Consider the following 24,253-nt stretch of genomic DNA (forward strand, 5'->3'; position numbering starts at 1 on the left):
CAAAAAAGAGCAGAGATCAATGGCCTGTCGAGTTTTCAGGATTCTCCGTGGGGCAGTACCTCTTGTGTGGATCACAGGGAGGATTGTACCCTGAACTCCCAGGTATGAAGATATCTCCGAACATTCCCGTGAGGGGATATTTTCTGTCCTTGTACTCAAGCCTAACCTTGCTGGAGTACATTGCGAGGTGAACGTTAGTGTTTCTGTATGTTTCTTTCAATGCCAAGGAGATAGTTACCAGGGAGGAGGTCCTTGTCTCTTTGGTTAATCCCACCCCAATCGCCAAGGCAAATGGGGTAATTTTCGTGTTTTCACTCCCAATGACACCCAATACAGGCGCTGAAGCTGAAAACAATGGGAGCGTGTCTATCTTATGGCTAAAGTAGTAGGTACTGGTGAGAATTCCACCTCTGCTTTCTAAGTTTCCCTCAATATTCCAGTACCTGTGTACGAACCACATGGTTCTGCCCATTGGCCCACCACTCTTTCTCGGCCATCCTGGTTCAACGAACTTCCTTAAACGCATGTCCTTTTCATCAGGTTTTCCAAGAACCACATAAGCGTAAGTGTCCAGGGGCTTCTTGTTCCAAACTTTGCCGTTAATGTAATCAACTCTGTAGAGCCTGTACTTAGCGAATACAACGCTCCCCTTAAGCCCAGCTCCGATAACGGAAGGGGATGTTAACTCCGAACCCCATACCTTAACCGTTGACTCTGGAACTCTAAGTGAGCTTCTGCCCATTGTGTACGAATAGCCAAGTATCCTTCCTTCCACTGAACCGCCGACGCTGCCTTTCTCAATGGCTCCTACTGCAGAAAAAGCCAGCTCCGCATTATTGTTGGATATTGCATCGTAATTTAAAGAAATGAAGATGTTATTCACCTTGCTTGTATCGCCAGTCACTTGGAAAGCGGCCACTGGAATAATGCTAGCTCTTCCCAATGTTTTCTCGTGGAACCATTCAAAGCAGTACCATGTCCGATCGCCACCCTCATAGAACACAGGTGAACATGAAGATTCCAGAAATGAATTCGCGGAGGCAACGCCTGTAGTTTCGCTGGTTTTATCCAAAGGCACTTTCTTAGTTTCATGCAGGATTTCTGTAACTTCTTTTTTGCTGTATATCCTGCCTATAGAATCCCTACCAAGCTGAACCTTGACTCTCGTTCCTGAGACGATCCTATCGATGCTCAGGGGGATGGTCTTCATGAAGTAGTTTAGATTGCCGTCTCTGTCAACCGTAGTCCCAAGCAGAAGCAGTGAAGGTTTAACACTCTCGGAGTTCATGCCCTCTGCCCTCAGGTATCTATTCCATTCGCGCATGGCATAAAGTATCCGGCGGAAGTCTATTGAGATTTTGCCCCAACCCGAATAAACTCCGAGATGAATCAGAGAGCCGTTGGGCATGAGCATTGAGACTGTGACTGTTGCTGGGTCGCTGGTTGGTAGCTTGATCTCGAAGGACGGGTCGAAAAACATGCTCCTGTAATATTCAACTTTCGTTCCTGCGTACTCTATAGAGGTTACTGGAATTTGCAATGCTGCAGAGGCCGTTGTTAATACTAAAAACAGGCTAAATAAAAACACTATGTACAATCTTTTCATAACCACGTCCCCAAATATTGCACTAATTACTAACTTAAAAAGTTTTCGGCTTGAGTCATTGAAAAACTTTTAAACCGCAATCAAAAGTAAAACTTCAAAACTTAGTTTTAGAATCTAAAAATATTATTATAAAGAGTTGTGGTGGTAAACATGACCAGCTTGAGGGAGGCAGGAAGGGATTATGAACGGAGAAATGAAGTTTGTGACTGGGAGTGAAAATCATCCCAGTGAAATATTCAGGCTGCTAAGAACGTCCTGCCGCAGGAGACACGCCCATTCCCTCCCGGCCTTCTTCAGTTTCTCCACAGCCTCTTGGTTACAATCTTCTGTCCTCGGCCGGCAACGAACGGGTTTGATCCCCCATTAGCAAAGACTACCCTTCTCGAAGCCCCTGACCATCCTGTGCCGGCTGAGAACTATTATCTCACCGCCGTGATCCTAACCACACGGCCATCGGGTTCACCTTTACTCCCTCCGCGATTCGCTGGCTCAAGATACGACCCGTGTAACGTTCATTCTCACTGTGCATAGCTGAAAATTTGTTCCAAAATCCTAAATTTTTGTTCTTTACTTAGAACAACAAAAAGTTTTTATGCCTTCCATCGAACGTTAAGATGGTGATTTTCATGAAAGACCCCTATGCCTGGATGGAAAACCTCAAGGATGAGCGGGTTCTCAGGCTCGTCGAGGAGGAGAACGAGCGCTTTAGGGAGTTCGTCGGGAAGCTGAGCGATGAACTGTTTCCGGAGGTCTGGAAATACTACTCGATGCCGACCCTCTATGGTGCGCGGCTTACCGAGAGGGGCATCATAGCGATGTACAAGGAGAGGAACAGGCAGGTCATCGGGTGGCTGGGCGGTGACACCATAGTCGATTCCAAGGCCCTTGAGGAAGAACTCAACGATGAGGTTCTGCTCCAGGGCTTCACGGCCGACGGGAAGGGAAGATTCCTCGCATACAGCTTCTCGATAGGCGGCGCCGACGAGGGGATAACCCGGATCATAGACCTTGAAACCGGAAAGCTCATCGACGAGATGAAACCCTCGGTCTGGAACGTGACCTTCCTTGGGGACGGCTACTACTTCTCCCGCTTCTACCGGCACGGTGAAACGCCGGACGGAGTTAAAGCTCCGGCGGTGAGGCTCTTCTGGAAGGACGGCAGTGGAGAGAGGATGGTCTTCGGCGAGGGGCTCGGCTCCGGCTACTTCCTCTCGCTTAGAAAGAGCACCGACGGAAGGTGGGCCATGCTCACGGTCACCTTCGGCTGGAACAGGGCGGAGGTATACATCGGCCCCATAGAGGCTCCGGAGCAGTGGGAGAGGGTGTACTCTGCCGAAGTCCCCGCGGAGCCCATCGATGTTGTCAACGGAAAGCTCTACGTCCTCACGAGGGAGGGAAAAGGCCTCGGAAAGGTCATAGTCATCGAGGGGGAGAACGTCACCGAGGTGATTCCAGAGGGCGAATTCCCGCTGGAATGGGCGCTCATCGTGGACGGAAAAATCCTCGCCGGCAGGCTCGTCCACGCGAGCTACCGCCTTGAGGTATACTCCCCCGATGGGGAGAAGCTCGACGAGATCACCTTTGACCTGCCCGGAAGCGTTTACCCGCTCCACACCGATGAGGGGAGGGTTCTCCTCAAGTATGAGAGCTTCACCGTACCCTACAGGCTCTACGAGTTCGACGGCGAGCTCAAGTTAATTGAGGGGCAGGAGGTCGAGGGAGACTTCAAGGTTGAGGAGGACTTCGCCGTCTCCAGAGACGGGACAAGGGTTCACTACTTCCTCGTGAAGGGTGAGGATGACGGGAGGAAGGCGTGGGTCTTCGGCTACGGCGGCTTCAACATAGCCCTGACCCCGAGGTTCTTCCCGCAGGTCATCCCCTTCCTAAAGCGCGGCGGAACGTTCGCTATGGCCAACCTCCGCGGCGGCTCCGAGTACGGTGAGGAGTGGCACCGCGCCGGGATGAGGGAGAACAAGGGAAATGTCTTCGACGACTTCATAGCGGTTCTCGGCAAGCTGAAGGCCGAGGGCTATCGGGTTGCCGCGTGGGGGAGGAGCAACGGCGGGCTTTTGGTATCGGCAACGCTCACCCAGAGGCCTGACGTCATGGACGCTGCGCTGATAGGCTACCCCGTCATCGACATGCTCAGCTTCCACAGGCTCTACATCGGCAGCGTGTGGGTTCCAGAATACGGAAACCCCGACGACCCGAAGGACAGGGAGTTCCTGCTGAAGTACAGCCCGTACCATAACGTGAAGCCGGCCAAGTATCCGCCCACTCTCATCTACACCGGCCTCCACGACGACCGCGTTCATCCCGCCCATGCGCTCAAGTTCTTCAAACTGCTGAAGGAAGTCGGTGCTCCAGTCTATCTCCGCGTCGAAACAAAAAGCGGCCACATGGGCGCCTCGCCGGAAACGAGGGCGAGGGAACTGACCGACCTTCTGGCCTTTGTCATCAAAACCCTCTGACCTCACATCTTTCAATTTGTTCCGGAAAGCTCGAAAAGTTCTTATATCTGGGAATGAGAGTAATAGACTAGGGGCGGAACCATGTACAGCAAAAGGATATCAACGGGCATTCCGGGACTCGATGTCATGCTCAGGGGCGGATTGATACCCGGAAGAACGTACCTGGTAAAAGGTGCTCCGGGCACCGGTAAAACCACCCTCGCCATGCACTTTGCAATGGCGGGAATCGCCAATGGTGAGAACGTCCTCTACGTAACGCTTGAAGAGCCGGCCGAGAACCTCAAGCCAGACATGGCAAAGCTGGGATTCAACGTAAACGACGTCCGCTTTACGCTCATAGACGCCACCCCCACCTCGGAGAGATACGTCCTGGTCGAAGATTTCTTCGAGTCCTTCGCGGGGAGTATGGAGAAAATGACGGCCGCGATAAAGGAGCAGCTGAGGGAGAGGCACTACACTAGGGTTATCCTTGATCCAATAACCATGCTCAAGCTGACGTCCTCGGAGGAGATGGAATACAGAAAGGCCTTTCTGAGCTTTGTGAAGAGCATGGCCAGGATGAGGGCCACCGTCCTGATGACCTCCGAACTTCAGAGGACAGACATCGAAGAGTACCTCGTGAGCGGTGTCATAGAGCTTAGGATGTTTGATATTCAGGGGACGCTCTACCGTGGACTGAAGATACTGAAGTTCAGGGGAAGCGGCTTTGACTCCAGCATGCGCCCTTATGAGATAACCGACAGGGGGATAGTCGTTCACCACGACCGCGTCATCTCACTACCCTGACGCCTCTATCATCGCCATTATCTTTCTGTGCAGCTGTTTTATCATCTCCCTTCTGTCCTCCATAAGGACCACGTCGCTTGAGCCTATCACCTCAAGGTTGAAGGCGAAGGGGCTCGGGAGTTCTTTGTGCTCGACCACCACCCTTATCCTGTCCGCCCGGACCCATTCGAGAAAGAGTTCGGCAGCCTCAACGTCCATCTTGTCCTCCATTATCTCGCGGTAGACCTCCTTGAGGAGCGGAAAGTCCGGGTGGTTCTCCTTGAGCACCCTGAGGAGCGCGACGGCCATAACCTGCTGTCTGCCGAGGCGCTTGCTCCTCCCGATGTACCTCCGCAGGATTAAGAGCCCCCGGTTGGCGACGTGCCTGAAGCGTCTCTTGAGGAGTTCCGTGTTGTCTAGGGCCCTCCTGAGAACCTCCCGGAGATCTTTGATTTCAAACAGTGCCCTTATCTCGTCCTCGTTCAGCCTCTTCTCCGGCGGAAGGAGCAGGGCAAAGCCGTTGTCGTTTATGGCGACGCCGATGTTGCAGTTCTTCCACTGGCTCACCATGTACGCAAAGGCCCTGCTCAGGGCGTCGTTGGCCCTCCTCCCGATGAGAGTGTGGAAGAAGTAGCGGTTCCTCTTCTCCCCCAGAACCTCCTCGACGAGGAGTGTCTCATCGTCTGGAACGGTTGAGTACTTCGCCTGCTCGCGGAAGTAGGCCAAAATAGCCCTCGCGGTCCTCTCGTCTATCCCGTACTTCCTCATGAGCAGGCTCTTGGCGCGGCGGTTGCCCACCAGGCCGGCAACCTCCTTTCTAAAGCGCTGCACGTCGAGGGCCAGGTCAAAGCTGAGCGGGAGCATCTCGGAGAACCAGGCGGGGATGGTAGGCTTTGCCCCCTCGCGGGGGATCACGTAAATCTTGTTGCCCCTGCTCCTGACGAACTCGTAGGTTCTCCCGGCCAGGACGAAAATGTCGCCGGGCATCAGCCTCTCGGCAAACTCTTCCTCAACCGTCCCGATCATCTGCTTGTCCATGGTATAGACCCTGATCTTTGCCTCGTCCGGTATCGTGCCGGTGTTCATGTAATAGATAGCCCTCGTCATCTTGCCGCGCCTTCCAAACTTTCCGTCCTCCAGCCATATCTTGGCGTAGACCTTCCTCTCCTCCAGGCCGGCGTACTCCCCGGCGAGATAGCGGAGAACGCTCATAAAGTCCTCAAATGGCAGATACCTGTATGGATAAGCGCGCCTCACAAGCCTGTACGCGTCTTCAACATTCCACACCTGATTGAGCGCCATCCCCAGGAGGTGCTGGACGAGAACGTCGAGGGGGTTCTTGGGTATCCTTATCCGGTCGAGCCTCCTGTTGCGGGCGTTGTGGGCCAGAACAGTTACCTCAACCAGATCGTCCCTGTCGAGGGCCAGAATAACCCCCTTGCTGACATCGTGGAGTCTGTGGCCCGCTCTCCCTATCCTCTGCAAAGCGCGGTTGACGCTCTTTGGAGAACCGATAAGAATAACAAGGTCTATTGTACCAATGTCAATCCCGAGCTCAAGACTTGTCGAAGTGACAACCGCCTTAAGCTCGCCCCTCTTGAGCTTCTCCTCAACGTCCAGTCTGACGTCCCTCGACAGCGAGGAATGATGGGCCTCTATCAGCCCCTCGAACTCAGGATAGCGCTTCTTCAGGTTGAAGGCGACCCTCTCCGCACCGCTCCTCGTGTTGGTGAAGATGAGCGTCGTCCTGTGCTCCCTGATAAGCTCCGCCAGGCGGCGGTACAGGGCGTTGCTGAGCGTCCCGGCGTCCGTGTAAACGAGGTCGTCAACCACGCTCTCGACCCATATCTTCGTCTGCTTGGCAAAGCTGGCGTCAACTATCAGGCCCGGCCTCGGCTCCCCATCGTCGCCAAAACCGAAGACGAACTTTGCGACCTCTTCGAGGGGATGTATCGTCGCGCTCAGTCCTATCCTCACGAACTCGTTCTCCGACCAGCTGGCGAGCCTCTCGACGCTGAGCGCGAGGTGGGTTCCCCTCTTGTTCTCAGCCAGCGCATGAACCTCGTCTATGATGAGGTATTTAACCGTCTTGAGCCTCTCGCGGAACTTGGGGGCGTTCAGGGCTATGGCGAGGCTCTCCGGGGTGGTGATGAGTATGTGCGGCGGCCTCTTCACCATCTTGCTTTTCTCGTAGCTCGATGTGTCGCTCGTTCTTATGCCAACCCTTATGTCCGGAATCTCATAGCCGAGCTCCTTTGCGACCTCCTTTATCTCGGCCAAGGGGCCCTCAAGGTTCCTCTTGATGTCGTTGTTGAGTGCCCTCAGCGGGGAGACGTAGAGCACGTAGATTTTATCCTCAAGCTTTCCGGCCTTGCCGAGGAGAATGAGCTCGTTTATGGCGGCAAGAAATGCTGAAAGGGTCTTTCCAGAGCCGGTTGGTGATGAGATAAGAACGTTTTCGCCCCTGTGAATTTCAATTACCGCGTAGCGCTGGGGAGGGGTGAAGGTTCCAAACTTCCGCTTAAACCACTCCCTAACCGGCTCGCTGAGTATCCCAAATATCTCATCGTCCGCGTATTCCCTCTCGGCGTAGCGTATCCTTTCCCCACTCATCGAAGGTTGGTTCGGTTTTCGATTTTTAAGCTATTCGGTTACCTTAACAAACTTTTTAAGTGCAGATTGAGAACTAAAACTGGTGGGAACATGGAGTCCCTGAAGCGGGTCATGGAGGAGTTCAACAGGCTTCACGGAACCGAGGCTCGGGCGAGGATACTGAGAGCTGAGGGAGACGATGTCATTATCGAGTTCTCGGGCTCGTTCTGTGCCACCTGCGGGCTCTACGACTACTTCGAGGATATCCAATGGGAAGCTGTGGACTTCGGCCTGGAAATCGAGCCAGTGGAGATCCTGGAGGCCGAGGAGGACGAGTTCGAGCACGGCCGGTACGTGGTGAGGTACAGGGTTGGAAAGTCCCCCTCCCTGGAACTTCCGGATAAAGATTAAAAGCCCCCCTCCGGAGTCCCCAACATGAACCCGCTCCTCTTCGGTCTCATCGTCATCTTCCTCTGGGACGGCTACTTTTTCTTCAATTACATAATTAATCTTTTCCGTGATTACAGGATTAAAGAATGGAATCCCGGGGTGTCCGTTATAATCCCCGCCTACAACGAGGGTGTGAGGGTTCTTAACGCCATCAGATCGGCCCTCACCCAGGATTATCCGGACTTTGAGGTTATAGTTGTGGACGACGGGAGTGAAGACAGCACCTTTGAGGTCGCTTCATCGGTGAGGGATCCCCGCCTGAGGGTGTACCGGGTGGGGCACGGTGGGAAGGCAAGGGCTTTGAACTTCGGCCTCTCGAAGGCCTCCGGTGAGATCATAGTGACGACCGACGCCGACAGCCAGCTTGAGAGGGACGCCGTTAGGGAACTCGTGAGAAGGTTTTATTCCAGCGAGGTCCTCGCCGTCGGAGGGCAGGTTCGCGTTGCGGGAGGCTCCTTCCTGGAGAAGGCGCAGGACGCGGAGCACCTCAGGATAGCGATGTTCCGCAGGGCCAAGGAGCTGGACGACCTGAGCCTCGCCCCCGGCCCAATAGCGGCCTTCCGCAGGGAGGCCCTTGAGAGGACAGGCGGCTTCGTTGAGGACATCGTTGAGGACTACGCCACAACGAGGGCCGTTAAGGAGTTTGGGAAGGTCGTTTACGCCCCCCGTGCGAGGGTGTGGACAAAAATGCCGAAGAGTCTCGCCGTCCTCTGGCGCCAGAGGAAGCGCTGGTTCATTGGAGACCTGAAAAACCTCGGGGGAGGATTCACGAAGGACTTGACATTTCTGCTCCTTTCCGACGTCGTGGCGTTTTTCGATGTGGCCGTCCCCCCTCTTCTCCTCCTCACTGGACAGATCGAGCTCTTCGCCCTCTGGTGGTTCTTCGAGACCTTCACGACGCTTTTGCCGACCCTCTTTGAAGGCGGAAGGCTCATCAACGCGCTCCTGTTCCCCCTCATAGTCTGGTTCTGGGCGGCTTTCTACCTCATCCTCCACGTCTATGGGTACCTCTCGGCGCTCCTCGGGAGGGCATGAGGCAATGCGGGGCGAAACCCTTTTAAATGCTCACTTCCGTACTACATAGACTATATAGATTATGGAGCAACAAATAGACTATAGTGATGACTATGATAACGGCGCTCTTCATGGCGTGGGCGATAGGTGCGAACGACAGTGCAAAGGCCGTTGGGACAGCCGTTGGTTCAGGCGTGCTGGGCTTCAAGAGAGCCGTGCTTCTGATAGGGATATTCACCACTCTGGGCGTTTTCCTCGGGGGCTCTGGAGTTTCCGGAACCGTCTCCCGGCTCGCAGGGGGCATGTCCGCGGGTGAGGTCGGGCTCGTCCTCTTCAGTGCGGCCTCGGCTGTGACCCTCGCGAGCCTCTGGGGGAGGCCTATCTCAACTACGCAGTCAATAATAGGCGGCCTCGTCGGGGCCTCCCTCGCCCTTGGACTGCCGGTTGACTGGTGGACTGTTGTGAAGATAGTGTCCGCCTGGGTTCTCTCACCAATCGTCGCCGCGCTCTTTGCGGTGGGGGTCTACAGGCTCTACAAACCACTGCTGAGGAGGATAAAGTGTCTGCGCAACCTTGAGCTGACCCAGAAGTGGCTCGTCTTCACCGCGGCGGCCTTTTCGGCCTTCAACCTCGGTGCCAACGAGCTCTCCAACGTTGCTGGACTGATGGGGGGACTCGGAATAGACGGCCCGTTTAAGCTTGTTTTGGCCCTCACCCTCACCCTGGGGGCACTGACATTCAGCTACGACGTGATGATGACAGTCGGAAGGGACATCTCCCCCCTTGGGCCGACTTCGGCCTTTTCAAGTCAGTTCGGGGCCTCCTTGGCCGTCAGCTCGGCCAACCTGCTCGGCCTCCCCGTCAGCTCTGGTCAGGCAATAGTCGGAGCGATAAGCGGCCTGGGTCTCTACAAGGGGGAGCATGTTAACCTCAAACTCCTCGTTGGAATCGTGAAGGGCTGGGTAATAGCCCCTGTTTTTGCCGGTGCCATATCCTACGTTCTGGTCACGTTTCTAGCTTAGGCTTTTAAACCCCCCACCGAAGGGCTTAGCGGTGTTGAGAGATGGTCGAGTTCAGGTTTGAGGTCAAGGCGCGCGATGCCGCTGGAAGAATAGGAAAGCTGACCGTTAACGGGAAAACGATAGAGACCCCCGCCATAATGCCGGTCATCAACCCGAAGCAACTGATAGTGACGCCGAAGGAGCTAAAAGAGATGGGCTTTGGAATTATCATCACCAACTCCTACATCATCTACAAGACGCCCGACCTCAGAGAGAGGGCCCTCGACATGGGAATCCACAGGCTTCTCGACTACGACGGCATCATCGAGGTCGATTCCGGCTCCTTCCAGCTCATGCGCTACGGCGGCGTGGACGTTACGAACAGGGAGATAATCGAGTTTCAGGAGAGGATAGGCGTCGACATAGGTACGTTCCTCGACATCCCGACCCCGCCGGATGCTCCGAGAGAAAAGGCCGAGGAAGACCTCAGGATAACGCTGGAGAGGGCGAAAGAAGCCGAGGAAGTCAAGGGCATCGCGATGAACGCTGCCGTGCAGGGCTCCACATATCCTGACCTCAGGACCTATGCAGCCAGAAAGCTCAGCGAGATGAACTTCGAGATACACCCGGTAGGAGCCGTCGTCCCGCTGATGGAGAGCTACCGCTACCGCGACCTGGTGGATGTCGTGGTGGCTTCAAAGCTTGGTCTCAGGCCGGACAGGCCGGTTCATCTCTTTGGCGCGGGGCACCCGATGATCTTCGCCCTGGCGGTCGCTATGGGGATAGACCTCTTCGATTCGGCCAGCTACGCTTTGTATGCCAAAGACGACCGCTACATGACGCCGGAGGGGACGAAACGCCTGGAGGAGCTTGAGTACTTCCCCTGCTCCTGTCCAGTCTGCTCCCGCCATACACCCCAGGAGCTCAGAGAGATGCCGAAGGAAGAGAGGACGAGGCTTTTAGCTCTCCACAACCTCTGGGTCATAAGGGAGGAGCTCAACCGCGTGAAGCAGGCGATAAAGGAGGGAACGCTCTGGGAGCTCGTCGATGAGAGGGCGAGAAGCCACCCGAAGACCTTCGCCGCCTACAAGAGGCTGCTTGAATACAGGGAGTACCTTGAGAAGAACGAGCCGGTTACCAAAGCCAGCGCCTTCTTCAAGGTCAGCGAGGAATCTCTGAGGTGGCCGACGGCTGTGAGGGCGAAGGAAAGGGCCGAGCGGGTTAAGGCCAAGTTCCCCGAAACGATATCCCACCCAATCTTCGGCGAGATTCCGAAGTATCTAAGCTTAAGCTACCCCTTCGCCCAGAGCGAGGGGGAGGATGACTTCTCCATAACCAAGCCAGCCAAGGGGGAGGCGAGGAGCTACATAATGGCCATAGCGGAGTACCAGTTTGGCGAAGGGGCTGGAGAGGCGTTCAGGGATGCATTCGTCGAGCTGTCAAGGAAGACCGGCATGCCGAGGCAGATAAAGGCAAAGGGCAAGCACCTGGCGACATTCAGGGCTGAGGACGGTCTGCTAACGCTCGGGATAGAGGGGGCAAAGAGGCTCCACGAGGTTCTCCCGTTCCCGAAGATGCGCGTTGTGGTCGACGAGGATGCCGAGCCCTTTGCGAAGCGCGGAAAGAACGTCTTCGCCAAGTTCGTGGTCGATGCCGACCTGGAGATAAGGCCCTACGACGAGGTTCTGGTCGTGAACAAAAGGGACGAGCTCCTCGCGACCGGGCAGACCTTGCTGGGTGGTGAGGAACTCAAGGTCTTCCAGACGGGCTTGGCAGTGAAGGTCAGAAGGGGCGTCGAGAAGTAGAAAATTTTATAACTCCCCTCCCTTCTCCTATTTCGGGCGGGCCCGTGGTCTAGATGGTCATGACGCCACCCTTACAAGGTGGAGGTCCGGGGTTCGAATCCCCGCGGGCCCACCATAACAGCCCTTTGCTTCGCAAAGCGCTGGCGGAAAGATTGCGTGCTATTCTAAGAACGCTAAATTCTTGAGGGGTTTGCTCACAAGATTACAAATTCGCGACCGTTTGCTCTCCTCAAGGCGTCCGGAGGACGCCAGAATAAAGTGCAAACCTGTTGAAGGGCTTCTTTCGAGTTAAACCCTTGTTTAACTGGGAATTCGGAAAGTGCACGCTACCGCTATCCAGCAGTTTACGAGAAAGGAACTCTTTTGGTGAAGCTTTTTTCAAAAGCTTCCTGTACTCTCAAACCCCCGAAGTGGGGCTTCGCCCCACACCCCCGATGGGGTTAAAAAGCCCAGAGCCTTTCACCTCCCGGTGGTGGGTGTGAGAATCCACTATGAGTGCTTTGCCTGTGCAGCCAACCAGTGCCAAAAGATAGTCGAGATGAGCACTGACGACTTAAACCTCCGAAAGAGGGGTATCATCGAGGCGGCGAGGCTGATGGCGAGGATAAACGAGGATTCTATTCCAGCGGTTTTTGGCAGCGAGGTCTTCCTCGGCGTTTACAGGGTTATAGGGAACGACGACCCGTTCAGGGCTTACAAAGAGCTCTCCAACAGGCTCGCCGAAAAGGTAGTTTCCGACCTTGAGGGGGATATAGACCTGAAGACCGCCTTAAAGCTCGCCATCATCGGCAACGTCATAGACTTCGCAGTCGGTTACTCCCCCGAGAGAATTGGGGAGGACGTTAAAGCGATGCTCGGCGAGGAGCTCTACATTGACCACTCCGATGAGCTGTTCGAGATGCTGGGAAAAGCGAAAACCCTCCTCTACCTCACGGACAACTGCGGCGAGATTTACTTCGACAGGCTGTTCATCAGGAAGATAAAGGAGACCTTCCCGCACATCGAAGTCTACATTGCGGGGAAAGGTGGGCCGATGATAAACGACGCGACGGTCGAAGACCTCAGGAATGCCGGCTTTGAAGGGCTCGGTAGGGTCATCTCAACGGGCACGAGGATCGTTGGAGTTCCCCTCGACAGGGTTTCAGAGGATTTCATGGCAATCTTCGAGAGGGCGGATGTGATAATCGCCAAGGGGCAGGGCAACTTTGAAACCCTGAGCGAGATAAAGGACGGACGGGTCTTCTACCTGCTCAAGGCCAAGTGCAGGCCGATAGCGAGGGAGCTTAACGTTCCCCGGGGGAGCATGGTTTGCATGCGGGCTCAGTGACGGAGGGCAAACTCAAGCACAGGGTCGGCTATATGGTAGGTTACGTTTCTCCCCTCGACTCTCTTTTCTATGAATGACGCCTTGAGGAGCCCGTTGAGGAGCCTCGCCAGCGTGGCGTCCTCGATTTCTCTCTTCTCCCTCGCTTCAAGCTCCCTTTTCAGCTCGCTCCAGGTGTTCCTGCCGGAGGCTATGCCTTGGAGAACCGTCAGATAGCGTTTTTTCGCCAGCGGCCTCTTTTCAAGGAAGCGCTCAAGCTCCGTCAAAGCGAGCTGAGATGCCTCCTCGAGGACTTTACCGATAACCTCTTGCCTGAGGCCTTCTCTGAGTGAGATTACCCCAAACTTCACGAGCCAGCCCACTATTCCGTCAAGCCTATCAACGGCCTCCTCCAAAACTTCCTCCGGGGCATCAACACCGGCCTGCTCAAACCCCTTTCTGAGGAAATTCAGGCTCTGCTCCCTCGAAAACCTGGGAAGCTCTATCTCGTGGAAGACCCTTCCGTAGAGGGGTGCGTCTGGATTCTCAACTCCGAGAAAATCGTAGAGAAGGCCGATTTCGGAGCCGGTTAGTACGAACGTGGTCTCTCCGTAGTCGTAGAAGTGGGCTATCAGCGACACCAGCTCCTTTCCAGCCGGCCCCCGGATTTCCTGGACTTCGTCGAAGGCCATCACGAAACCCTCACTTTCGAGGGTCGAGATCAGAGAGTACAGAGTCTCCGGATTCTTCCACGAGAGCGAGACCCCAATCCCGGAAATCCTGACGCCGTCTATGATCTTTATCCTGTCCCTCAGCTTAGCGAAGAGGGGGGCGTTTTTTGAGAAGTATTCGTTGAGTGCCGCCTGGAAGCGGAGGTACAGGTCGCGCCTTGAGTTTGGGTTTACTCCCCGGAGGTCGACTATCACATGAGGGACGTTGACCTCGTTAAGGGCAACCCGGAGGAGGGAGGTCTTCCCGAGCCTGCGGATTCCCTTTAGGAGTATCAGCGGTTTGCGGGACTCAATTGAGGCCAGCATCTCTTCAAGCTCTTTTTCCCTGTCGTACAGATCCTCCCTCCTGCTCTTGGGTCTCTCGTCGAAGTACAAACTACCACCCCGATAGTATACTATCACCCCGATAGTTAAAAGGGTATCGCCCCGATCACGTCGCCCTCTTCTCCCCCTTCGGGAACTTCCAGTTCCTCGTTATCCTCGTCACGTTCCTCACGAGGGCCCTCTCTTCCGGATGCCTTGAGACGAGCTCCTCAAGGAAGGAGATCAGCTCGTCGTAGGCTGGTTTGTCAATCGGGAAAGGCACCCTGTCCTTGCCGCCGACCGCGTAGGAGAACTTGAACGGGTCGGGCGGGTGGGTTACCGGGTCCTTCCAGCTGGGGTGGACGTCGTAGACCAGCTCAAGGACAAGCGAGAGGGCCCTCAAAGTGCTCGGCCCGAGGCCTTTGAGAAGCAGAAACTCCTCGTAATTGGAAACGCTCAGCTCCCTCGCGAATTCCAAAGCCCTCTTGTTGAGTTCGAACCTTCCGAGGCTCTCGTAGCGCTTTAGGAGGGAGACCTCATCCACATCACGGGGCTTATAATAGACCAGAGGCCTGTAGCCCCTTGCCACCGCCTTCAGGCTCTCAAGCTCGCGCTCTATCTTCGCCGGCTTTTCCTGAATGACGTCAAGGAGCGTCTTCTGGTATTCTCTAGCCTCCTTCGAGACGGTGTTGAGGGCGAACTCCCTCCTCAGGCCGGCAATGGCCTTGTGGGGGTCGAGGGTGAAGGTTTCAGCATCGAACCAGTGGAAGCGCCTTGCCATTCGTTCCCTCTCGTTCATGCCCTGCTGGATGACCGCCCAGTTGCCCTCCTCGTCGAGGAAGAAGACATGGTGGTACAGCTGGTAGCCGGTCTGGAGGGCAACGGTGTCCACTTTGGCAACGAGGCGCGAGGTTCTGACGTACGGCTCGGGGTCGAGGTCGTAGAGTTGGGCTATTCTCTCCAGCTCCCCCGGAGTTGCCCTGCTCTTCTTTCCCTTTCCCCCGGCCGCTTTTACCCCGAGTTCCTCCCTCCAGAGGGCGTCCTTTATCATCCCCGCCGTCACGGTGGTCGAGCCGGAAGAGTCCCAGTCCATCCCGATGACGTTGTTGAAGGCCTGAAACCAGACCGGGTCGGAGAGCCTTTCTAGGAGTCCCTTCGTTCCGTACTCCTCAACTGCCAGAATAAGCACTAACCGGGTGAGCTTCCTCATCCTCTGGGCCAGCCACGCCGGAACGTGGCCGCCGTGGAGGGGTAAATCCGCGACGTTCCTCATCATCGTCCACTTCATATTAAAACGATTTAACCTTTGCCACAAGCTTTTTATCCCCCGGCACGTTTACCCCATCGTAAACCCACGGGAGGTATGCTCATGGGAGTTGAAAAGGTTCCGAAGTATGACATTCCGACGGTTAAGGTCGACTACGTTTTTATCGAGCTCGACAAGATGAAGCCCCACGAGCAGCTCGTTCAGAAGGAGCTTGAAGCCTTCATCGAGAGCGTTACCGGTAGTGGAATCTTCTGGAAGCCCATGCTCCTCGCCAAGGTCCCTGGTGAGGACATGTACCTGATAGTTGACGGTCACCACCGCTGGGCGGGTTTACAGAAGCTCGGCGCGAAGAGAGCTCCATCGGTTATCCTTGACTACTTCAGCGACGATGTCAAGGTTTACACCTGGTACCCGGCCTTCAAGGGGAGCCTTGAGGAGGTTCTTGAGAGGCTCAAAGCCGAGGGACTTGAGGTCATCGAAGACCCCGAGGCCGAGGAGAAGGCCGAGAGGGGCGAGATAGCCTTTGCCCTCGTTGGTGAGAAGAGCTTCGCCATCCCCGGTGGCCTGGAAGAGCAGAAGAAGGTCAGCAAGGTTCTAGACGAGATGAGCGTCGAGGGCAAGATAGAGCTTATCTACTACGGCCTTAAAGAGGATGCCCGGGAGGACATGGGCAGGGGCGAGATCGACTACGTCTTCATCAGGAAGGCACCGAGCAAGGAAGAGGTCATGGAGCTCGTCAAGCGCGGCGAGGTCTATTCACCAAAGACCACCAGGCACGTCCTGCCCTTCAACCCCGACAAGATCGACGTCAAGCTTGAGGAGCTGTTCTGAAGGTTTTTAACTCCTCTTTCCTACTTTCTACGCCGATGACGAAGGATCAACCGGCTGAAGGGTGATGACCAGTCCAGGAGGCCGAGGCATGCTCAAAGGGTTGATATTCGATGTCGACGAGACCCTGGTCTATTACGAGGGCTATGACCACAGGGAATGGTACGAGGGATGGGTTCTCCCAGAGCTGAGAAAGCACGGCATCGAGCTGGACTACGAGACCTACAGGAAGACTGTGAGGGGAGACCTTCCGAGGAGCTACGTCGAGCGCTTTGGGATAGACCACGTGGAGTTCTGGAAAATCGTCGACCGCGTGAACCTTCAGTACCGCCGGTGGATGGCCGAACGGGGAAAGATAAGGCCATTCCATGACGTTGATGCCCTCGAAGAGCTGAAAGCGATGGGTCTGAAGCTCGCCGCGGTGAGCAACGCCTCTCAGGAGTGCACGGAGTTCGTTCTGGATCTCTTTGACCTGGGGAAATACTTTGAGGTTGTCTACGGGAAGGACTACTCCTATCTGGACGGCGTCAAGCCAAGCCCCTACCTCGTTGAAAAGGCCCTGAAGGCGCTCGGTCTTAAATCCCGGGAGGCCGTGATGATAGGCGACAGCCACCACGACGTGCTGGCCGGAAAGCGCGCAGGCATGAAGGTGGTCAACGTTGCCCGCTTCGGGAATGTGGAGGGGGCAGATTATTACGTAAATGACCTCTGGGAGCTCGTCGACATTGTTCGGGACATGCTTTGAATTTATTACTACAATCCATTAAAATTCCCGGCACCCTTAAATACCTTGAGGCCCCTATCTATACCGTGGTGTCTATGGAGGATGCTACATTTAAATGTGAGAGGTGCGGTGCACCCCTCGAGGTATCGCCCGAGACGATAGTCGCCATCTGTCCGTACTGCGGTTTTCCGAACCATGTAAGCGGCAATCTAAAGACGGAGAACATCTACATCGTCCCGACCATCGATAAAAACGCCATAGCGAAGGCCTTCTGGGACAGGGTGGAGAGGGACTTCGACCTCAAGCGCATGAAGGAGAGGATTGAGATAGTCGACATCGAAGGCCACTACGCCCCCTACTGGGTTGGCAGCGTTCACGTCGAGGGTGACGTCGAGTACATGGTGCGCGAGGAGGAGTGCCACACCGACTCGGAGGGCGAAACCCACTGCCACACCGTCGAGAGGCACTACCACGACTACGTTGACGAGGTTTTGAACCTCATCGGCTCCGCGAGGAGGCAGGTCAAGAGCTTTGGTGTTGATGACATCATCGTCCACTACTCGAGGGCAAGACCCAGGGAGAAAAAGCTCATTGAGCTGGACGAAGAGCAGTGGGACAAGATAAAGCTCGAGATACTCAACACCGAGATGGATGAGACTCAGGCGAAGATGATAATGCGCGAGGACGCGATAGACATCATAAGGAACCGCTACTCCGCCAGGGCCGACAGGATAGAGCGCTTCGATATAACCGCCGGTGAACCCCAGAACGTTTCCCTGATTCTCCTCCCGATGTGGACGGTCTACTACAAGCACGAGAACTCGATATTCCACGCAGTCTTTGCCGGCTGGGACGGAAGGGACGTTGCCGCCACGGAACCCATGCCCATCTGGAGGCGCGCCCAGTACATGGCCGGCGTTGTCCTCGGAGTCATCATAGGTGCTGCCGGAGCGGCTTACGGCGGTGCAAACGGCTCGGCTCTGGTTTCAGTGCTCTCACTGATGCTTGGGGCCGGTACCAGCGGCTACTTCGGATCGCTGGTCCTGGAGGGACAGAGAACCGAGAGGAGCACCGGCATCATGGGGCAGTTCAGGGGGGCATTCAAGAGGTGATCACGATGGAGGTTCAATGTCCGACCTGCTCGGCCAAGTTCAAGGTTCCGGACACAGTGAGCGTGGCAACGTGCCCCTACTGCGGAACGACCTTCAAGCTCGAAACGAGGGAGGAGGTAGGCGAGCACTTCTTCTTCCCGCCGATGAGGAAGGACGCGGGGGGCGTCCTGCTAAAGTTCCTGTCCAGACAGTACGGTGCCCCCGCGGACATAACCGGGGCAAAGATAACGAAAAAGGAGCTCCACTGGGTGCCGGTGCACTTCTTCTACCTCCACGGGAGGAGCACACGCTGGTCAACGATAGAGGAGGTTCGCTTCGTAGGAATCCCCGCTGGCTCACCTTTCCAGGGACTGCTGAGAGACTATCCGTTCCCGATAAGGGGCAAGCGCTTCTTCGATGAGGCGGTGGTCGGAAAGGGCAGGTATTATGAGCCCAAGATGTCTAGGGAAGAGGCCGAATCGATGGCCAGGAGTATCATGGAGAGCGCCCTCAGAAGTGAAGCCAGTCAGGAGGACAAATCCCTCGGCGGTGTTGAGATAGAGGTGAAGTACCAGGGGCTGGTGCACTATCCCCTCTGGGAGGTTCACTACGAGTACTCCGGGCAGAGCTTTGTCGGCTACGTTGATGGAACCGATGGGAGGGTTGTCCAGGCAGAGTATCCACTCATGAGCGGCGCCAGAAAGAAGGCTGGCCTCCTGGGGGCAGGTGTTCTGGCGGCCGGGCTCATAATCGGCGTAATCGCGGCCGGCGCATACGGAAGCGCCTGGGGGCTCTTGGGTGGACTCATCTCCGGAGGTGCCGGAGCCTTCGGCATATTCCGGAAAGGCGCCGTCAAGAGAAGGAAGGTCAGCGAGGTTATGAAGCTCAGGGAGGGCAACCTGTATTTCAAGCCTGTGTGAGGTGTTGCTTATGGGGAAGGAAACTTCGATAGTTGAAAAGCTTGAGCTCGTAATTCCGGGCTTCCACGGCTACAAGAAGAAGGAGCTGATCAGGGAGGACGACAGGCTCGTCCGGGGCAAGGTGGCAGACACCCTTGCTCTGGCCAGGAGGGAGCTGGAGCGCGCCCTTCAGAGGTGCGCCATGGTGAGCTGCGCCCAGATGGTGGCCATAGACAACCTGAGGAAGAAGCTCATGGCCCTTGAGAGCAGGGTGAGACACGCGGAAGCCGGCTACCGCGGCTACTTCGACAGGGTGAAGTTCAAGGAGAAGGAGCTCAGCCGGCTCCTGGAGTACGACGCCAAGATGATAGAGCTGGCGGAGGAGATACTCAACGCCGTCAAGGCTATAAACGGTCAGATAGCGAACCCGCAGGCCTTGGGAATGGCGGTTCTCGACCTCGACGACAAGCTCAACTCCTTCGAGGAAGTCCTTGGCAAGAGGATGAGCTTCGCGGCGGGTGAGTGAGATGGTTCAGGTAATAGAATGGGTGAACCCAGGAGAGGATGAGATAATCTGGCGCTATCCCAACGAGGTCATAAAGTGGGGTGCCCAGCTCATAGTCCACGAGTATGAAGTTGCCGTCTTCATGCGCGACGGCAAAATCTACGACGTCCTCGGACCGGGAAGGCATACACTGACGACGCAGAATTTGCCCCTCCTCTACAAGCTCGTTGGCGGAGGCAACAGCCCCTTCAAGGCAACGGTAATCTTCGTCAGCATGAAGCAGTTTCAGGGGCGCTACGGAGGAGAAACGCAGACGAGGGAATTAGCCCCGGTTAAGTACTACGGCGTCTACTGGTTCAAGGTGGCCGACCCGGTTCTCTTCATAACCGAGGTGGTCGGCGGCCAGAGCCTCTACGATACCAGCGACGTCACCAAGTTCATTCGCGCTTACTTCAACGAGGGCATGATGAAGCACCTCTCGGCTTATTCCATCGTCGACCTCTTCCAGAACCTCGACATGGTGAGCACGCAGGTGAAGGTCAAGCTCATCGAGGACTTCAGGCGGCTCGGCCTTGAGCTGGTCGATGTTAAGATCGAAGGCGTCAACACCACCGACGAGTGGCGTCAGAGGCTCTTCTGGATAATGCAGACCGGAAACGCTCAAGCCGTTATGCAGATGGACACTGCAAAGCAGGTCGCGGCAGAGCTCGGGAAGAGCGAAGGGGCCGGACTCGGAACCGGAATGGTGATAATGCCCCAGCTCCTCCAGCAGCCGGCTCAACCGGCCCAGCCGGCGCAGCCCTACGCAGGAGGAGGCGTTCCGCCGGCGGGCTACCAGAACCCCCCGCAGCCAGCCCAGCCGGCCGCTCCGGCGGCACAGCAGGAAATCTGCCCCTACTGCGGCAGGCAGATCCCGCCCGGAGCGAGGTTCTGCCCCTACTGCGGGCACCAGATACACCGCTGTCCCAACGGCCACATAGTTCCTGAGGGGGCGAAGTTCTGCCCCGTCTGTGGAGCGAAGATCGAGTGACTTCCCATTTCCAACATTTTTCTGAGTCGTGGTAACCTTTATATACTGGCGCGGAATATATATCGTTGGGTTCTAATCATGCCAGGTTGCACTTCCAAAAGTTAACATGTTCGAAAGCGCCAGAGGGTGTTCGAAATGGGAAGGCCGCTTCTCGTCCTGGGGCTCGTTCTAATGCTGCTGCTACCGTTAGTTAGTGCCGGGGGAGGGCCGAAATCAGACATCATCGAGTTTCAGGGTATTCAGATTCCCCGTGAGGTCGCTAAGGGAGTGGCCGAGGGGAAGTACGACATCGGCCTCATTTCCATGCCGATGGGGGAATACAGGGGGCTTGGAGGGGACGTTCTCGAAAGGCTGAACCTCTACCCGCGGGCCGTTTCCTACAACGAGCTGACCTTCAACACTTACCACGACCCGGACAAGGACGCCCCGATCGTCACCGTCGGTGACCAGGTCTACTTCAACCCCTTCGCCATCCGGGAAGTGCGCTTTGCTCTCAACTACCTTATAAACAGAAGTTACATCGCCGAAGAAATCTATCAGGGCGGCGCCGCCCCGATGTTTGGGTGCGTAAGGCCCAGCCACCCGGCCGACAAGTACTTCGAGCCGGTCTACAAGGCCCTCAACCTCACGGATTCCGGAAACCTCAGCTTGGCGATGCGGCTTTTCAGTGAAGGCATGGAGAAGGCCGCCCAGCAGGTTGCCGCCTACAACCACACGCTCAAAAAGGTCAACGGCACCTGGTACTTCGACGGTGAGCCAGTAACGGTGAGGTTCGTGATCCGCATCGAGGATGAGAGGATGCAAGTGGGCAATTACGTGGCCGATTTGATAGAAAATCACCTCGGATTCCGCGTTGAGAGGCTTGAGTGGGACAGGCAGAAGGCCGGTCAGGTCGTCTTCGCCACCCCGCCGAGTGAATACGAATGGAACGTCTATACAGGCGGCTGGCGGGTGGAGAACAAGGCACCAAGCCTCTGGGTTGATGATTATACCGCCTGGTTCTACGCCGCCTGGTACGGCTACCTCCCTTCCAATGCTGGGCCAAAGCACGTTAACACCCTCACGGTGGGTGACTTCCTCGCTTATATCGGGAACGGCGACCCCGATGCAGGTCTTCAAGCAATACGGGCGGAGTATTACAAAAGCGCCTCCGCTCTGGGAGGGATTCTCAACTGGACCGAGGAGGAGCTGACGAAACTGCTCGTCCACTTCAGCCTTGAGGCTGATGATGAGAACTACACCATCGGAAGTGCCGACCAGTACTGGGACCTCCAGAAGATATCGATGGGTTTGGGCATAATGGAAAGCGCGAGGGTTTTCCTCACGGAGGTCTGGGAGTTCTCTCCCGTCAACAGGGAGAGGGTTTCTGGAATAAAGGCGGATCCGAACGTGGGCCTCTTCAGTAGGTGGAGCCTCCTGAGTGCGGAAACGCCCAACGGCGTCCTGAGGGTTGCTTACTTCGTCCCCACATGCGGTTGTTTTTGCCTCCCGTTCAACCCTGCGGTGGAGTCAGGATACCCCATCTTTCCAATCGACCTCTGGAGCCTACTTCACAACCCCGCGGGGTACACCGACCAGAACGGCATGTACACGCCCTACAGATGCAGGTGGAGCGTTGAGAGGGGGGACTTCACGGTTCCGGACGATGCGGTCATCTACAACCAGACCCTGGGCTGGATTTCAAGAAACGCCGGAAAGACCGCCAGAGTTAAGATAAAGGTTGCCTGCGACTTTGGGAAGTGGCAAGACGGGGCTAAGATGGACATGGCCGATCTCAAGTACTACATCGCCTTCCTCTACACGTGGGCATACAGGGACACCCCGGACGACCCGTACTACGAGGAGGCCCTCTCGAAGAAGGCCGAATCGCTCAGGAACGTCCTCGGCTTCGAGTTCACCGACAACGGCTACGTTGCCTACGGCTCCTTTGCTCATCCGTTCGCCGATGATGTGACGGCCAGGGCTTACCTCTTCTATCCCGACTTGCCATGGGAGCTCTACTACGCGATGGGCGAGCTGGTGGCGAATGGCGGGGCCTACGGGGTTTACAGGAAGTACTCCTTCGGCGAGGCCGGGGGAGAGGTCGAATGCCTGAACCTCCTCACAAAGGAACACGCGGAGGACATTAGGAGGGTGCTGGCGGCTCTCCACGGTAGAAAGGCCGTTCCCGAGGCGATCGCCGGGGATGTAAGTGATCCGGGCGAACGCTACGCGAGGGCCGTCCAGTGGATAGACGTCTTCGGCCACGCGGTGATAAGCAACGGGCCGTTCTACATCGAGGAAAACCGTCCAGCGGAGCTATTCATGAGGCTTAGGGCATTCCGGGGAGAGTCGCCCCTTCCATCCAGCCCAACCACGACACCCCTGCAGAACGGTTCTTCCGTCTCTACCACAGAAGGCCAGAATGCTCCCCCGGCAGAGGGGAACTCTTTAATCTACATCGGCCTGGTAGCCCTTTTGGTACTGGTGGTACTGCTAATCAAAAGACGGAAGTGATTTACCGTTTACTTTTTCTCCAATTCCCCCTTAAGCCGGAGGTATTCCTCCTTCGTCAGAGGGAAATCTCTCGCGGACTTTAGAAAGGAGTTCACGAGCCTTACCTGGCCTCTAAAGACCTCGTCTGCTTAACGTAGAGTTTTATGAAGGCCAGCCTTTCCTCCATGTCGCGTTTAGAACGGAATCTCAACTTTGAGTCTCCGAGCGTACTCATTGAGGAGCCTCCTGTCCAGGAATTCTTCAATGTGCTCCTGGTTACCCTTTACTTATCCCTTTTGCATGGAGTGGGGCTGAAAAAGGGGAAATATCAGACCCCGAACTTATCCTCGATGTAGGCCCTTATGAGCTCCTTCGTCGCCAAGAGGCCCTTAACATGGGTCCTCTCCATGCCGTGGCTTGCGTGAACGCCCTGGCCTATCAGTGCAACCCTGACGTCCCAGCCGGCCCTCAAGGCGGCCGAGCCGTCGGAGCCGTAGTAGGGGAAGACGTCGACGACGTGGGGGATCTCGTGCTTCTCGGCCAGCTCAATGAGTTTCGTCGTCATCTCGTAGTCATAGGGTCCTGTGGAGTCTTTGGCCGCTATAGAAACGGCCGTCTCCTTTCCGGCAGTTCCCTCCCCAACGACGCCCATGTCGACGACGAGGAGCTCCTTCATGCTCGCCGGATAGCCGGACGAACCGCCGTGGCCGACCTCCTCGTAGGGCGAGAAGAAGAACGCCACGGGGAGCTTTTCAAGAGCCTCACTCCCGAGGTCCAGCATGAGGTCAATGAGAACCGCGACGCTCGCCTTGTCGTCGAGGAAGTGGGCCTTGACGAAGCCGTTCACGTATTCAAACTTCGGATCGAAGGCTATGAAGTCGCCGGGCCTTATGCCGAGCTTCTCAGTGTCTTCCTTCTTCTCGACCTCTGCATCGAGGCGTATGTACATGTTCTCCTCCTTGCGCTCCTTCTTTCCGGCCTCCCTGTTCACGTGGACGCTGGGGTTCTTGAGGAGGAGCGTTCCCCGGTATTTCTTCCCGGAGCGGGTGATTATCGTGCAGTACTCCCCCTCAAAGGCCGGAAGGTGCAGACCACCTATTCTCGTGAAGCTCAGGTGCCCGTCCGCGAGGATGCCCTTGACCATCGCCCCAAGGGTGTCAACGTGGGCTGCTATGACGAGCTCCGGCTCCGGATGGTTGCCCGCTATAAGGGCACCTTTGTTAGTGTAGTATGTCCTAATGCCCGCCTCGTTGAGAACCTTCGCTATGTGCTCCATGACCTCCCTCGTGTATCCCGTCGGCGAGGGAATCTCCAGAATCCCTCTCAGAACCTCAACCACTCTTTCCATGATGGTCACCGTTAAGAAATCGCTCGAAGGGTTGAAAAGGGCATC

Annotated in this window: 19 protein-coding genes and 1 tRNA gene; 15 read left to right on the top strand and 5 right to left on the bottom strand. The window is 56.0% G+C overall.

From position 1 onward, the window contains the following. Positions 1–16: 16 nt before the first annotated feature. Positions 17–1,612: a hypothetical protein gene (locus ACZ5M3_RS00740; protein WP_464839831.1), complete on the bottom strand. Its 1,596-nt coding sequence runs from the start codon at positions 1,610–1,612 to the stop codon at positions 17–19. A gap of 620 nt (positions 1,613–2,232) precedes the next feature. Between ACZ5M3_RS00740 and ACZ5M3_RS00745 the strand changes: the two genes are divergently transcribed. Then, complete coding sequence (locus tag ACZ5M3_RS00745; protein WP_464840992.1) at positions 2,233–4,077, top strand: prolyl oligopeptidase family serine peptidase; 1,845 nt, start codon at positions 2,233–2,235, stop codon at positions 4,075–4,077. An 81-nt stretch (positions 4,078–4,158) separates the two neighbouring features. Continuing rightward, the gene (locus ACZ5M3_RS00750; protein ID WP_464839832.1) at positions 4,159–4,863 is read left to right on the top strand and encodes an RAD55 family ATPase; all 705 of its coding nucleotides are present in this window, start codon (positions 4,159–4,161) and stop codon (positions 4,861–4,863) included. Here ACZ5M3_RS00750 and ACZ5M3_RS00755 read toward each other — a convergent pair. Continuing rightward, positions 4,855–7,455, bottom strand: coding sequence for an ATP-dependent helicase (locus ACZ5M3_RS00755; protein WP_464839833.1), 2,601 nt, complete (start codon positions 7,453–7,455; stop codon positions 4,855–4,857). The genes ACZ5M3_RS00750 and ACZ5M3_RS00755 overlap by 9 nt on opposite strands. Before the next feature lie 90 nt (positions 7,456–7,545). On the opposite strand from ACZ5M3_RS00755, the gene ACZ5M3_RS00760 reads away from it, so the two are divergent. The 6 genes from ACZ5M3_RS00760 (at position 7,546) to ACZ5M3_RS00785 (ending at position 13,031) form a co-directional block, all read left to right on the top strand. Continuing rightward, positions 7,546–7,845: a hypothetical protein gene (locus ACZ5M3_RS00760; RefSeq protein WP_464839834.1), complete on the top strand. Its 300-nt coding sequence runs from the start codon at positions 7,546–7,548 to the stop codon at positions 7,843–7,845. 24 nt (positions 7,846–7,869) lie between these two features. Next, on the top strand, positions 7,870–8,919 hold the full coding sequence (locus tag ACZ5M3_RS00765) for a glycosyltransferase family 2 protein (RefSeq protein ID WP_464839835.1): 1,050 nt from the start codon (positions 7,870–7,872) through the stop codon (positions 8,917–8,919). Positions 8,920–9,011: 92 nt separating this feature from the next. Continuing rightward, the gene (locus ACZ5M3_RS00770; protein ID WP_464840993.1) at positions 9,012–9,920 is read left to right on the top strand and encodes an anion permease; all 909 of its coding nucleotides are present in this window, start codon (positions 9,012–9,014) and stop codon (positions 9,918–9,920) included. A 41-nt stretch (positions 9,921–9,961) separates the two neighbouring features. Continuing rightward, on the top strand, positions 9,962–11,704 hold the full coding sequence (gene tgtA, locus ACZ5M3_RS00775) for a tRNA guanosine(15) transglycosylase TgtA (RefSeq protein WP_464839836.1): 1,743 nt from the start codon (positions 9,962–9,964) through the stop codon (positions 11,702–11,704). A 38-nt stretch (positions 11,705–11,742) separates the two neighbouring features. Continuing rightward, positions 11,743–11,819, top strand: a tRNA-Val gene (locus ACZ5M3_RS00780). 363 nt (positions 11,820–12,182) lie between these two features. After that, positions 12,183–13,031, top strand: a complete 849-nt coding sequence (locus ACZ5M3_RS00785; protein WP_464840994.1) for a damage-control phosphatase — start codon at positions 12,183–12,185, stop codon at positions 13,029–13,031. Here the strand turns inward: ACZ5M3_RS00785 and ACZ5M3_RS00790 are convergent. After that, positions 13,025–14,113: an AAA family ATPase gene (locus ACZ5M3_RS00790; protein ID WP_464840995.1), complete on the bottom strand. Its 1,089-nt coding sequence runs from the start codon at positions 14,111–14,113 to the stop codon at positions 13,025–13,027. The genes ACZ5M3_RS00785 and ACZ5M3_RS00790 overlap by 7 nt on opposite strands. Positions 14,114–14,168: 55 nt before the next feature. Continuing rightward, entirely contained in the window at positions 14,169–15,314 is a 1,146-nt protein-coding gene (locus tag ACZ5M3_RS00795; protein ID WP_464839837.1) for a DUF763 domain-containing protein, read from the bottom strand. Between the two features lie 96 nt (positions 15,315–15,410). Between ACZ5M3_RS00795 and serK the strand changes: the two genes are divergently transcribed. The 7 genes from serK to ACZ5M3_RS00830 all read left to right on the top strand — a co-directional run bounded on the left by serK (position 15,411) and on the right by ACZ5M3_RS00830 (position 22,881). Then, on the top strand, positions 15,411–16,139 hold the full coding sequence (serK, locus tag ACZ5M3_RS00800; RefSeq protein ID WP_464839838.1) for an L-serine kinase SerK: 729 nt from the start codon (positions 15,411–15,413) through the stop codon (positions 16,137–16,139). An 88-nt stretch (positions 16,140–16,227) separates the two neighbouring features. Further along, positions 16,228–16,881, top strand: a complete 654-nt coding sequence (locus tag ACZ5M3_RS00805; protein ID WP_464840996.1) for an HAD family hydrolase — start codon at positions 16,228–16,230, stop codon at positions 16,879–16,881. Between the two features lie 74 nt (positions 16,882–16,955). Continuing rightward, a complete protein-coding gene (locus ACZ5M3_RS00810) occupies positions 16,956–17,972 on the top strand; it encodes a TFIIB-type zinc ribbon-containing protein (RefSeq protein ID WP_464840997.1) in 1,017 nt (338 codons plus the stop codon). A 5-nt stretch (positions 17,973–17,977) separates the two neighbouring features. Continuing rightward, complete coding sequence (locus ACZ5M3_RS00815) at positions 17,978–18,871, top strand: zinc ribbon domain-containing protein (protein WP_464839839.1); 894 nt, start codon at positions 17,978–17,980, stop codon at positions 18,869–18,871. Between the two features lie 10 nt (positions 18,872–18,881). Next, entirely contained in the window at positions 18,882–19,376 is a 495-nt protein-coding gene (locus ACZ5M3_RS00820; protein WP_464839840.1) for a hypothetical protein, read from the top strand. Position 19,377: 1 nt separating this feature from the next. Then, positions 19,378–20,385: an SPFH domain-containing protein gene (locus ACZ5M3_RS00825; protein WP_464839841.1), complete on the top strand. Its 1,008-nt coding sequence runs from the start codon at positions 19,378–19,380 to the stop codon at positions 20,383–20,385. Positions 20,386–20,520: 135 nt separating this feature from the next. Next, positions 20,521–22,881, top strand: coding sequence for an ABC transporter substrate-binding protein (locus tag ACZ5M3_RS00830; protein ID WP_464839842.1), 2,361 nt, complete (start codon positions 20,521–20,523; stop codon positions 22,879–22,881). A 307-nt stretch (positions 22,882–23,188) separates the two neighbouring features. Here ACZ5M3_RS00830 and ACZ5M3_RS00835 read toward each other — a convergent pair whose 3' ends face one another. Next, entirely contained in the window at positions 23,189–24,208 is a 1,020-nt protein-coding gene (locus ACZ5M3_RS00835; RefSeq protein ID WP_464839843.1) for a M42 family metallopeptidase, read from the bottom strand. Positions 24,209–24,253: the final 45 nt, after the last annotated feature.

Source organism: Thermococcus coalescens, from assembly GCF_055392585.1.